Origin of the sequence: Bradyrhizobium sp. (assembly GCF_028868675.1) — a bacterium.
Classification (GTDB): domain Bacteria; phylum Pseudomonadota; class Alphaproteobacteria; order Rhizobiales; family Xanthobacteraceae; genus Bradyrhizobium.
In genome coordinates this window covers 1-11,780 of sequence record NZ_JAGWUA010000152.1, presented here as the reverse complement: position 1 = coordinate 11,780, position 11,780 = coordinate 1, and the positions used below count along the sequence as shown (strand labels likewise).

Here is an 11,780-nt window from a genome sequence, read left to right as displayed (position 1 = left end):
GCGGATCACCCGCGCCGTCAGCACGCCCTTGGCGTAGTCGGACAACAGCACGATGTCGGCGCGGGAAATCTGAGGCAGGATCGCCTCGATCAGCTTCTGCTCGATCTCGGCCGAAGCCGGCGCCGCCTGCTCCCAGTCCGCGCGTAGCATGTGGGTGGAGAAATGCTCCGACACGAACCGCACCTTGCGCGTCGTCGGCCGGGTGGGATCGCAGACCAGCACACTCTCGATGTCCGGCTGCTCCGCCAGCGCGGCCTTCAGCCTGTTGCCGGCATCATCCTCTCCGACGAGGCCGACGAAGATGCAGCGGCCACCGAGGGCTGCGACGTTGCGCGCCACATTGCCGGCTCCGCCGATATGGCTTTCGCTGCGCTGGGCGGCGATCACCGGCGCCGGCGCCTCCGGCGAAATCCGCGACACCTCGCCATAGACGAACTCGTCGAGCATGAGGTCGCCGACGCACAGCACGGTGCGGCTCGTCATGGCTTGCGAGAGGGCATCGAAATCGAACATCGGTGTCCGCATGGTTGCGGCCCTCAGCGGAAGCGGTCGGGCTGGTCGAGATAGCCCCTGACATAGGCGGTCACCGCGTCCTCCAGGGTCGTGAAGCCGCCGTTATAGCCGGCGCGGCAGAGCCGATCGACCTCGCTCTGGGTGAAATACTGGTAGCTGCCTCGGATCTGCTCGGGCATGTCGACATACTGGATGTTCGGCCGCGTGCCGAGCGCCGCATAGGCGGCGAGGATGAGATCCTTGAAGCTGCGCGCCCTGCCGGTCCCGACGTTGAAGAGGCCGGAGACCGACGGCGTCGCCAACAGCCACAGCACGACCCGCACGACGTCGTCGACATAGATGAAGTCGCGGCGCTGGTCGCCGTCGGCGATGCCCTCGCGATGCGATTTGAAGAGCTGCACGACGCGGCCCTCCCTGATGTCGTCGAACCGGCGCGCGAGCACGCTCATCATCGTGCCCTTGTGATACTCGTTGGGGCCGAACACGTTGAAGAACTTCAGTCCGGCCCATTGCGGCGGCAGCTTGTCGCCGCGCGCGAGGCGCTCGGCGACGGCCAGATCGAACAGGTGCTTGCTCCAGCCGTAGAGATTCATCGGCTTGAGTTGCTTCAGCGCCGCAAGCGAAGCGTCGTCGTCGAATCCCGCGGCGCCGTCGCCATAGGTCGCCGCCGAAGACGCGTAGATGAACGGCGCACCGTTCGCCGCGCACCAGTCCAAGAGGCGCATGGAGAGGCGGAAATTGGTCTCGATCACGAGGTCGCCGTCGGTCGCGGTGGTCTCCGAGATGGCGCCGAGGTGGATGATGGCATCGAGCTTGCGGCCGTTCAGCCATGCGCGCAGGTCCGCAGGCGGCACGATGTCGGCAAGCTGACGCTTGGCCAGATTGCGCCACTTGCCCTCATGGCCGAGCAGGTCGCAGACCGCGACGTCGGCGCGGCCCGCCTCGTTGAGCGCGGCCACGACGTTCGACCCGATAAAACCGGCCCCGCCGGTCACCAGCAACATGAAGACTTCCCTGCCCGCTTTCCCGATTTCCGCCCGACGGCCCGGTCCTGCCGTAGCGCATGATCCGGCAAAGTGTAAGCGGTTTTGGACCGGCCGCTCAGCCGCCTTTACCTGCCGGCGCGGAGCGGCTACCGAACGCGCCACACCGAATGCGCTCGCGGCTACATTAACAAATGAATCAAGATTCGCAATTTATTGGGATGCAGGACGGAGACGATAGCCGCCCGATCCTGATCGTGCCCTATATGTGGATCGGCGATTTCGTGCGCGGGCACACCGTGGTTCGGGTGCTCCGGGAGCGCTGGCCGAACCGGCCGGTCGATCTCCTGACCACCTCGCTCTGTGCCCCGCTGGTCGACTACATGCCCGGCGTCCGCCGGGGGATCGTCTGGGACCTGCCCCGCAGCCGCCTTGCCGTGGCCCGCCAGATCGGCTTGGCGGGGCTGCTGCGCGAGCGGAACTACGGCACGGCCCTGGTGCTGCCCCGGACCTGGAAGGCCGCCATTGCACCGACCCTGGCAGGCATCCCCGAGCGGGTCGGCTTCGTCGGCGAACTCCGGTTCGGCCTGATCAACCAATGGCGCTGGGGCGAGAGGAAGCTGCCCCGCTTCATCGACAAGAATGCCGTCCTTGCCCTGCCCGACGGCGCGCCGCTGCCGCCCGAATGGCCCGTGCCGCAATTGCGGGTGCCGCCGGAGGAGATTGCCCGCTGGCGGCAGGCGCAGGGCTTGAGCCTGGGAACCGCCGTGGCGCTGGCGCCAGGCTCCATGGGCGCCTCCAAGCGCTGGCCCTACTACCCCGAGGCCGCGCGGCGGCTGATCGAGCAGGGACTGGACGTCTGGGTCGTCGGCGGTCCCGCGGAGAAGGCGCTGGCTGCCGCGATCGTCGCCGCCGGCGGCCCCCGCGTGCGCGACCTGACCGGCACGGACCTGCGCAACGGCGTTCTGGCGATGGCGGCGGCCAGCGTTGCGATTTCCAACGATTCCGGGCTGATGCATATCGCGGCCGCCCTGGGCACGCCCACCATGGGCATTTTCGGTCCGACCAGCCCCTATCTCTGGGCGCCGCTCAACGGGCTTGCCGCCACCGTCCAGAGCGCGACGCGCCTGTCGTGCCAGCCCTGCCAGCGCACCGTCTGCCGGATGAACGACCACCGCTGCATGCGCGACATCTCCGCCGCCGAGGTCGTCAAGATCGCCCAGCGCGTGTTGCGCGAGGCTGTCTCACGGGCCTCGACCTGAGCGAAGCGCGCTTGCGCGGCCGCAGCCGCCTCAGTACCAAGACCCCTTAAGCTTCAACCGTCCCGGTGTCCCGTGAGCGAACAGTCCAAAGGTCCGATCGGCAGGCATCTCGACCAGTCGCTGGCGGCGCTCCATCGCGCGACGAAGGACCCTGCGCTATGCGCAGTCGCCGACGCCATCGCGGACGCGATGGTCAGGGCGCTGCGGGCCGGCGGCAAGATCCTCATCATCGGCAATGGCGGCAGCGCCGGCGACGCCCAGCACATCGCCGCCGAACTCGCGGGGCGCTACAAGAAGGAACGCCCGGCGCTGGCGGCGATCGCGCTCACCACGGACACCTCGGCGCTGACGGCGATCAGCAACGACTACGGTTTCGACCGCGTCTTCGTCCGCCAGATCGAGGCGCTCGGCCGCGCAGGCGACGTGCTGCTGGCGCTGTCGACATCGGGACGCTCGCCGAACATCCTCGAGGCGTTGAAGTTTGCGCGCGAGCGCGGGCTGGTGACGATCGGCTTCACCGGCAGCAAGGGCGAGGCAATGCGCCCGCTCTGCGATCACCTCATGATGGCGCCGACCGACGACACGCCGATCATCCAGCAGATCTACCTCACCTTCGGACATGCCATCTGCGACGCGGTCGAGCAGGTCATGGCGGGCGAACCGCCGCGCTGACGCGCGGCCCGCTCAGATCAGCGCTCGATGGACGTCGCCGATCCGGCGCGCTTCGGCATCCAGGCTGAAATTCTTCATCACGCGTTCGCGGCCGCGTTCGCCCATCGCCAGCGCGGATGCGGGATCGCGCATCAACGGCTCGAGCGCCGCGGCGAGCGCGTCGACGTCGCCGGGCGGCGTCAGCACGCCGGTCACGCCGTCCTCGACCACCAGCTCGGCGGCGCCGGCGCGCGAGGCGACCAGCGCCGCGCCCGCGGCCATCGCCTCGATCAGCGTCAGGCCGAATCCCTCGTTGCGCGAGGTGAAGGCATAGATGGTCAGGCGCTGGTACCAGCGCTGCACCGCCTCGATCGGCAACTCGCCGGTGATGACGATCCGCGACTGCAGGCCGGCCGCCTCGATGCGCTTCTTCAGCTCGGCGGCGAACGGCATCTGCTCCGGCGTGACCGCGCCGACGATGACGGCGGTGAAATCGGGGAAGCGCGGCAGCAGCCGGCACATCGCCTCCACGAAGACGTCGGTCCCCTTCTGCGCACGCACGCGGCCGAAGCAGCCGATCGCGTAGCGGCCCGGCAATCCGGTCTCGGCGAACGCGGCGGCACGATCGGCGGGCGGCGCGTAGACGTCGATGTCGACGCCGTGCGGAATCACGGTCGCCCTCACCTTCAGGAACGACGCGGAGACGTCGCTGGTGGCGATGATCGCGTCCATGCGCCGGATCAGCCAGCGCGTGATCCAGGTGTGATGGCGCTGCGCGGCCGAGGTGAACACGAGCTTCAACGGCCAGCCGAGCGCGCGCAAGGCGACGCCCGCGATCATCTCGTTGTTGCGCCGCGCGTGCCAGACGAGCGGCACCGGCCGGCGCCACAGCTTCAGAAGATCGCCGACACTCAGCCGCGCGATGCCCTCGGGCGCATCCGAACCGAACCAGGCGGCGCGCAACAGCCTCGCGAGCCGTGGCGCCACCATGCGGTTGGTCGCGGTCACGCCGGAATAGCGCTTGTGCAGATTTGGCACGATCAACTGCAGATCGCCGCTGGGATTGGCCACATCAAGCTCCGTTTAGCGGCCCTCCTATACGCAACATTAAGCATAGTGACCAGTTCAGCGGTGCCGAAACCCCCTCTTCACCGCGCAATCGTTAACATCGGCCAACGATCGGGAGACGGGTGAGATCATGACTGTGCTTGTCACCGGCGGTGCCGGCTATATCGGAAGTCACACGGTCCTGGCGCTGGCGGAAGCCGGCGAGGACGTCGTCGTGATCGACGATCTCTCCACCGGTTTTTCCACCTATTTGCCCGAGGGCGTGCCGCTCTTCATCGGCGATGCCGGCGACGAAAATCTCGTCGAAGGCGTCATCGCCCAGCACGACGTCGAGAGCATCATCCATTTCGCGGGCTCCGTGGTGGTGCCGGATTCGATGCGCGATCCGCTCGGTTACTACCGCAACAACTTCATGACTGCGCGCAACCTGCTCAACGTGGCGATGAAGCGCGGCATCAACCGCTTCATCTTCTCCTCCACCGCCGCGGTCTACGGCAATCCGGACCAGGTGCCGGTGCCCGAGCACGCGCCGACGCGGCCGCTCTCGCCCTACGGCTCCTCGAAGCTGATGACCGAGATCATGCTGCACGACGCCGCATCCGCCTACGGCATGCAATACGTCGTGCTGCGCTACTTCAACGTCGCCGGCGCCGATCCGCAGGCGCGCATCGGCCTGGCCACCGTCGGCGCGACGCATCTGCTCAAGATCGCGGTCGAGGCCGCGACCGGCCAGCGCGCCAAGATCGACGTGTTCGGCACCGACTATCCGACGCCCGACGGCAGCTGCATCCGCGATTACATCCACGTCAGCGACCTGGCGCAGGCACATCGCTCGGCGCTCGCCCACTTGCGCGCCGGCGGCGCCTCGATGACGCTCAATTGCGGCTACGGACGCGGCTATTCGGTGCTCGAGACCATCGACGCGGTGCGGCGGGTGTCGGGACGCAGCTTCGCCGTGCAATATGCGCCGCGCCGGCCCGGCGACATCATGACCATGGTCGCCGACACCGGCCGCATCCGCAGCGTGCTGGACTGGAAGCCGCAATACGAGGACCTCGAGACGATTGCGACGCATGCGCTGGCCTGGGAGGAAAAGCTGTTCCGCGAGCGCCGCGGCGAGGTGCGGCAGGCGGCCTCCGCCTAGAAACGCAGCGTGCGCAAGCCCTTAATTGGGCTTGAAAAATACCCTCGCAGCAGGCACAGAGGCGTTCGATCCCTGGCGCGCAGGCAGGTTTGTCCTGCGCCGTCAATGGAATGCGGATGGCCCAGTTCCCGAAGAAAATCACCGACGATCCCTATGGGGCCGCGATCCTGATTCGCCGCCTCGTCCTGGAACAGGGGATCGCCTATTGGCGGCGCTATCTCGTCGCGTTCGTGCTGATGGCAATCGCCGCCGGCGCGACCGCGACCGCGACCTGGGTGCTCGGCCAGGTGATCAACAAGGCCTATGTCGACAAGGACGTCGCCGCCATCGCCAGGCTCTCCGGCGTCACCGTGCTGCTGCTGTTCGTCAAGGGCGTGACGACCTACGGCCACATGGTGACGCTGTCGAAGATTTCCAACGCGATCCTCGCCAACAACCAGCGCCGGCTCTTCGCCAAGCTGATGCGCGAAAGCATCGGCTTCTTCTCCGAGCGGCACTCGTCGGAATTCCTGGCGCGGCTCACCGCCGGCGCAAAGTCCATCACCGACGTCCTCAACATGCTGATCAACGCGATCGGGCGCGACCTCCTGATGCTGGTCGCCCTCGTCGGCGTGATGGTGTGGCAGGACCCGCTGATGTCGCTGCTCGGCCTCGTGGCCGTGCCGCCGGCGATGCTGGTGATGCGCAAGCTCGTGAAGCGGATCAAGGGCCTCGCCTACAACCAGTTCACCGGCACCGCCGACATCCTGGAGACGATGCAGGAATCCCTGCAGGGCATCCGCACGGTCAAGGCGTTCACGCTCGAAGAGGCGATGCAGAGCCGCATCGACGGGAACATCGCCGTCGTCGAGCGCAACGCCAACAAGATGGCCCGCGTCGCCAACCGCTCGAACCCGCTGATGGAGATGCTCGGCGGCTTTGCGGTCGCCGGCTGCCTGCTCTATGGCGGCTACAGCGTGGTGGCGCTCGGCGCCACGCCCGGACAGTTCTTCTCCTTCATGTCGGCGTTCCTGATGGCCACCGAGCCGGCCAAGCGGCTGGCGCGGCTCAACATCGACCTCAACAGCCAGCTGGTCGGCGCGCGCATGCTGCTCGAGGTGGTCGACAGTCCGGCGAGCGAGCATTCCGACGACGACAAGCCGGCGCTGAAGCTGACCGACGCGCGGATCGAGCTGCGCGACGTCAGCTTCGCCTATCGCGCCGGCGAGACCGTGCTGAACCGACTGAGCTTCACGGCCGAGCCCGGCAAGGTCACCGCGCTGGTCGGCCCCTCCGGCGGCGGCAAGTCGACGGTGCTGGCGCTGCTGCTGCGCTTCTACGAGGCGAGCGAGGGCGATATCCTGATCGACGGCCAGTCGATTTCGTCGGTGTCGCGGCGCTCGCTGCGCCGGCAGACCGCCTATGTGGGCCAGGACGTCTATCTGTTCCGCGACACCATCCGCAGCAACATCGCCTTCGGCAAGCCGGACGCGACCGAGGACGAGATCGTCGCGGCCGCGAAGGCGGCCTGCGCGCATGACTTCATCATGAGCTTCCCGTTCGGCTACGACACGCCGGTCGGCGAGCACGGCACGCAGCTCTCCGGCGGCCAGCGGCAGCGCATCGCCGTCGCGCGCGCCCTGATCAAGAACGCGCCGATCATCCTGCTCGACGAGGCCACGGCGGCGCTCGATTCCGAATCCGAGAAGCAGGTGCAGGAGGCGATCGAGCATCTCTGCCGGAACCGCACCACCATCGTCATCGCGCATCGGCTGCACACCATCATGCACGCCGACGCGATCCTGGTAGTCGAGGGCGGCGAGATCGTCGAACGCGGCCGGCACGACGAACTGTTGCGCCGCGGCGGCCGCTACGCATCGTTCTTCCGCCTGCAGCACCACGACACGGGCTCCCTGGCGCTGGCGCCGGCCGGCGCAACCGCGTAACAAGGACCAACTCGCCTTCAAAACCCGCCGAAAAAGGGCCTTTCATGAACGCAGCCTCCTTCGTCATTCCGGCTCCGCCGCAGCCGTCGCTCCCCGTCGTCGGCGAATCCAAGTCCTTCCCGGTGCGCCGGATCTGGTGCGTCGGCCGCAACTATCTCGAGCACATCCGCGAGATGGGCAATGACGAGCGCGCCCCGCCCTTCTTCTTCGCCAAGCACGCCGACATGCTGGTGCCCGACGGCGCCACCATTCCCTACCCGCCGCTGACCAAGGATCTGCATCACGAGGTCGAGCTGATCGTCGCCATGAAGAGCGGCGGCCTGAACATTCCCGCGGACAAGGCGCTCGACCACGTCTACGGCTATGCCGTCGGCATCGACCTCACCCGCCGCGACCTGCAGATCGCCTCGCGCAAGAAGGAGCGGCCGTGGGAGATCGGCAAGTCGTTCGACCATTCGGCGCCCTGCTCCGCGGTGCAGCCGGCCTCGAAGATCGGCCATCCCACCAAGGGCAAGATCTGGCTCACGGTCAACGGCAAGGAAGCCCAGAAGGGCGATCTCAGCGAGCTGATCTGGAACGTGCCGGAGATCATCTGGCAGCTTTCCCAGCAGGTGAAGCTCGCCGCCGGCGACATCATCATGACGGGTACGCCGGCCGGCGTCTCCCAACTCCAGCCCGGCGACAAGCTCGAATGCGGCGTCGACGGCGTCGGCACGCTCAAGGTGTCGATCGGCGAGCCGGAATAATCCGCAGGCCACGGCATCCGACGACACGAAGCCCCGGAGCACGCTCCGGGGCTTTTGATTCGGGCAGCTCTCGCCGGCGCCGTTATCTGAAGGCGGATGCGACGATCAGGCCGATGATCAGCACGGTCAGCGAGTATTTCAGCGTGTAGTAGACGCTGCGGTTCCATTCCTTGAGCTTGCGGCTCTGGAGATGGACCTCATAGAGCTTGCCGAAGATCTTGTTGAGCGCGCCGACATGCTCGCCCTCGACGTTCTGGGTCGCGGACGCCTTGACGATGTGATGGCTGACCCAGCGGTTGATCGCGGTCATGAAGCCGTACTTCATGGGACGCTCGACGTCGCAGAACAGGATGATGCGGTTGACGTCGGTCGCGTTCTCGGCGCTGTGGATGAAGGTCTCGTCGAACATGAAGGCTTCGCCGTCGCGCCAGACGCATTCGACGCCGTCGACCAGGATCCGGCACTTGTTCGAGTTCGGCGTGACGAGCCCGAGGTGATAGCGCAGGGAGCCCGCGAAGGGGTCGCGGTGCGCGCCCAGCTTGCCGCCCGGCGGCAGCATCGCGAACATGGCACCGTGCACGCTCGAAATCGAATTCAGGAGCTCCACCGTGTTCGGGCACAGCGTGCGCGCCGACGGCAGGAAGTCGTCGTACCATTTCAGGTAGAACCGCTTCCAGCCGCTCTTGAAGAAGGAATAGAAGCCCCAGTCGTTGTTCTTCGCCGCCGCGCGAATGAAGCCCTCGTCGAACAGCCGCACCGCCTCGTCACGGATCGTCTCCCAATTGTCGCGCAGCGGCTCGAGCTCGGGAAACCGCTCGACCGCGATCACCGGCGCGTTCGGTACGGCCGAGCCCGCATACATCAGGACATTGTAGGGCGCGAGATAGGTCGAGTGATCGCCGAGCTGGCGGGCGAAGCGGAGCCTCAGCTTGCCGCGGCAGTGCACGTAGACCGTCGAAGCCACGAGCACATAGAGGAAAACGAGTTGCGGCGCGAAGAGCTGTCTCAGCATGTCTTCGATCCCAGTGACCCGGCCAGGGACGGTGTGTAACCCGCCCCGGCCCGAGCGGCAAGGCTGGCCCGGTTACAGGCTGGCCCGGTTACGGCCCGCACACGCAAGACGACGCAGGGAGGGTCCGGCCGGGAGCCGTCACGAGTACTGCATCACCCCGTCATCGACCTTGCCGAAGCGCAGGCTGACGATGTCGAGCGCGTAGTTCTGATAGAGCCGCCATGGCCGCTTCGAGCCCTGCTTCGGCATCCTCGCGACCGCGCGCTGCACATAGCCCGAGCTGAAGTCGAGCGAGGGCTCGAGGGTGATCGTCGGGTCGGCGTTGTGCGGCATGCATTGGCGAAAATTATGCCGGTCCATGTAGTTGATGAGCCGGCAGACATATTCGCAGGTCAGGTCGCATTTGAGCGTCCACGACGCGTTGGTGTAGCCGAAGGCTGAGGCCATGTTGGGCAAGTCGGCATACATCATGCCCTTGTAGGTCAGCGTGCTCGCGAAATCGACCGGGCGACCGTCGACGCTGACCTCGAGCCCGCCGACGACCTGCAGCACGAGACCCGTGGCGGTGACGATGATGTCGGCGTCCAGCTCGTTGCCGTCCTTCAGGCGGATGCCCTTCGGCGTGAAGGTATCGATCTCGTTGGTGACGACACGCGCGCGCTCGTCGCGGATCGCCTTGAACAGATCGCCGTCGGGCACCAGGCACAGCCGCTGGTCCCACGGATTGTAGCGCGGGGTGAAATGCGTGGCGACGTCGTAGTCCGGGCCCAGCGCCATCCTGACGCCGCCGAGGATCAATTGCTTGACGCGCGCGGGCTTGCGGCGGCTGAGCTGGAAGAAATACATCCCCCACAGCACGTTGCGCCAGCGGATCAAATGATAGGCAAGCCGTGCGGGCAGATTGCGGCGCAGCTTGTTGGCGACGGGGTCCTGCGCGGGCCGCGATACCACATAGGTCGGCGAGCGCTGCAGCATGATCACGTCCGACGCCGTCTTGGCGAGTTCCGGCACCAGCGTCACCGCGGTGGCGCCCGAGCCGATCACCACGACGCGCTTTCCGGCATAGTCGATGTCCTCGGTCCATTTCTGCGGATGCACGATGCGGCCGCCGAAGTCCGCCGCGCCCTTGAACTCCGGCGTGTAGCCCTCCTCGTATTTGTAGTAGCCGGCGCACAGAAACAGGAAATTGCAGGTGAAGCGCACGATCTCGATCGCGCCCTCGGAGACAAGGCGCTCGGCCTCGACGGTCCAGCGCGCATCCGGCGTCGACCACGAGGCGCGCCTGACGCGATGGCGATAGCGGATCTTCTCGTCGATGCCGTTCTCGGCCGCGGTCTCGCGCACGTAGTTCAGAATCTGCGGGCCGTCGGCGATTGCCTTCGGATCGGTCCACGGCTTGAACGAATAGCCGAGCGTGAACATGTCGCTGTCGGACCGGATGCCGGGATAGCGGAACAGGTCCCAGGTGCCGCCGATGCAGTCGCGTCCCTCGAGGATGACGTAGCTCTTGGTCGGGCATTTCGTCTTGAGGTGATAACCCGCGCCGATGCCGGACAGGCCGGCGCCGACGATCAGCACGTCGAAATGTTCCGGTTGCCGCATCGCTCTCCTCCGCCGCCTGCGATTGTCCGACCGCACGTGCAGTCAGTCAACCCGCAAGAACCGCAGGTTGCGCCCGCCCTCCCTGGCAATCGCGCACGAAGCAGGAGGCCCCGGATCGCTCCAGGGCCTCTTTGTGTCTCAGTACCGGTAGTGGTCCGACTTGTACGGGCCTTCCCGCTTGACGCCGATGTAGTCGGCCTGGTCCTTGCGCAACTCGGTGAGCTTGACGCCGATCTTGGCGAGATGCAGGCGCGCGACCTTCTCGTCCAGCGTCTTCGGCAGCACGTAGACCTTCTTCTCGTACTTGCCGTCCTTGTTGTTGGCGAACAGCTCGATCTGCGCCAGCGTCTGGTTGGTGAAGGAGGCCGACATCACGAAGCTCGGGTGGCCCATGGCGTTGCCGAGGTTCACGAGGCGGCCTTCCGACAGCATGATGATGCGGTGCTTGTCGGGGAATTCGATCTCGTCGACCTGCGGCTTGATGTTGGTCCACTTCAGATTGCGCAAGCTGGCGATCTGGATCTCGTTGTCGAAGTGGCCGATGTTGCAGACGATGGCGCGATCCTTCATCGCGCGCATGTGCTCGATCGTGATGATGTCCTTGTTGCCGGTCGCGGTGACGAAGATGTCGGCGCGGGGCGCGGCGTCCTCCATGGTCACGACCTCGTAGCCCTCCATCGCGGCCTGCAGCGCGCAGATCGGGTCGATCTCGGAGACCATGACGCGGCAGCCGGCCTGGCGCAGCGAGGCAGCGCTGCCTTTGCCGACGTCGCCAAAACCCGCGACCATGGCCACCTTGCCCGACAGCATCACGTCGGTGCCGCGGCGGATGCCGTCGACCAGCGATTCACGGCAGCCATAGAGGTTGTCGAAT

General features: G+C 66.5%; 11 protein-coding genes. 5 read left to right on the top strand and 6 right to left on the bottom strand.

The annotated features are described in order from the left end of the window. Together KGM94_RS18275 and rfaD are read right to left on the bottom strand one after the other, a co-directional pair. On the bottom strand, window positions 1–513 hold a 513-nt coding region (locus KGM94_RS18275), incomplete at its 3' end, for a PfkB family carbohydrate kinase (protein ID WP_300262376.1). Window positions 514–536: 23 nt separating this feature from the next. Beyond that, window positions 537–1,517 carry an ADP-glyceromanno-heptose 6-epimerase gene (rfaD, locus tag KGM94_RS18270; RefSeq protein ID WP_300262373.1) on the bottom strand — a complete coding sequence of 327 codons (981 nt, stop codon included), beginning with the start codon at window positions 1,515–1,517 and terminating at the stop codon, window positions 537–539. A 173-nt stretch (window positions 1,518–1,690) separates the two neighbouring features. Here rfaD and waaF point away from each other — a divergent pair, with 173 nt between their 5' ends. Then, window positions 1,691–2,758: a lipopolysaccharide heptosyltransferase II gene (waaF, locus tag KGM94_RS18265; protein WP_300262370.1), complete on the top strand. Its 1,068-nt coding sequence runs from the start codon at window positions 1,691–1,693 to the stop codon at window positions 2,756–2,758. A gap of 72 nt (window positions 2,759–2,830) precedes the next feature. After that, on the top strand, window positions 2,831–3,430 hold the full coding sequence (locus KGM94_RS18260; protein WP_300262367.1) for a D-sedoheptulose 7-phosphate isomerase: 600 nt from the start codon (window positions 2,831–2,833) through the stop codon (window positions 3,428–3,430). A 12-nt stretch (window positions 3,431–3,442) separates the two neighbouring features. Here the strand turns inward: KGM94_RS18260 and KGM94_RS18255 are convergent, their stop codons facing one another. Next, on the bottom strand, window positions 3,443–4,480 hold the full coding sequence (locus KGM94_RS18255; protein WP_300262364.1) for a glycosyltransferase family 4 protein: 1,038 nt from the start codon (window positions 4,478–4,480) through the stop codon (window positions 3,443–3,445). A 127-nt stretch (window positions 4,481–4,607) separates the two neighbouring features. On the opposite strand from KGM94_RS18255, the gene galE reads away from it, so the two are divergent. The 3 genes from galE (at window position 4,608) to KGM94_RS18240 (ending at window position 8,292) form a co-directional block, all read left to right on the top strand. After that, complete coding sequence (galE, locus tag KGM94_RS18250) at window positions 4,608–5,621, top strand: UDP-glucose 4-epimerase GalE (protein WP_300262361.1); 1,014 nt, start codon at window positions 4,608–4,610, stop codon at window positions 5,619–5,621. Window positions 5,622–5,737: 116 nt separating this feature from the next. Next, window positions 5,738–7,546, top strand: a complete 1,809-nt coding sequence (locus KGM94_RS18245; protein ID WP_300262358.1) for an ABC transporter ATP-binding protein — start codon at window positions 5,738–5,740, stop codon at window positions 7,544–7,546. A 44-nt stretch (window positions 7,547–7,590) separates the two neighbouring features. Continuing rightward, window positions 7,591–8,292: a fumarylacetoacetate hydrolase family protein gene (locus tag KGM94_RS18240; RefSeq protein ID WP_300262355.1), complete on the top strand. Its 702-nt coding sequence runs from the start codon at window positions 7,591–7,593 to the stop codon at window positions 8,290–8,292. An 82-nt stretch (window positions 8,293–8,374) separates the two neighbouring features. On the opposite strand, the gene KGM94_RS18235 is transcribed toward KGM94_RS18240, so the two are convergent. From KGM94_RS18235 to KGM94_RS18225, 3 genes are all read right to left on the bottom strand, one after another. Beyond that, the gene (locus KGM94_RS18235) at window positions 8,375–9,304 is read right to left on the bottom strand and encodes an aspartyl/asparaginyl beta-hydroxylase domain-containing protein (protein ID WP_300262352.1); all 930 of its coding nucleotides are present in this window, start codon (window positions 9,302–9,304) and stop codon (window positions 8,375–8,377) included. A gap of 138 nt (window positions 9,305–9,442) precedes the next feature. Beyond that, window positions 9,443–10,906, bottom strand: a complete 1,464-nt coding sequence (locus KGM94_RS18230) for an NAD(P)/FAD-dependent oxidoreductase (protein WP_300262349.1) — start codon at window positions 10,904–10,906, stop codon at window positions 9,443–9,445. Between the two features lie 138 nt (window positions 10,907–11,044). Then, window positions 11,045–11,780 (bottom strand): adenosylhomocysteinase (locus KGM94_RS18225; RefSeq protein ID WP_300262346.1); only part of this gene is annotated, 736 nt, incomplete at its 5' end.

Coding starts and splice junctions, on each gene's coding strand:
- rfaD (WP_300262373.1), bottom strand. CDS start 1,517: ATGTTGCTGGTGACCGGCGGGGCCGGTTTTATCGGGTCGAACGTCGTG.
- waaF (WP_300262370.1), top strand. CDS start 1,691: ATGAATCAAGATTCGCAATTTATTGGGATGCAGGACGGAGACGATAGC.
- galE (WP_300262361.1), top strand. CDS start 4,608: ATGACTGTGCTTGTCACCGGCGGTGCCGGCTATATCGGAAGTCACACG.
- KGM94_RS18245 (WP_300262358.1), top strand. CDS start 5,738: ATGGCCCAGTTCCCGAAGAAAATCACCGACGATCCCTATGGGGCCGCG.
- KGM94_RS18240 (WP_300262355.1), top strand. CDS start 7,591: ATGAACGCAGCCTCCTTCGTCATTCCGGCTCCGCCGCAGCCGTCGCTC.
- KGM94_RS18235 (WP_300262352.1), bottom strand. CDS start 9,304: ATGCTGAGACAGCTCTTCGCGCCGCAACTCGTTTTCCTCTATGTGCTC.
- KGM94_RS18230 (WP_300262349.1), bottom strand. CDS start 10,906: ATGCGGCAACCGGAACATTTCGACGTGCTGATCGTCGGCGCCGGCCTG.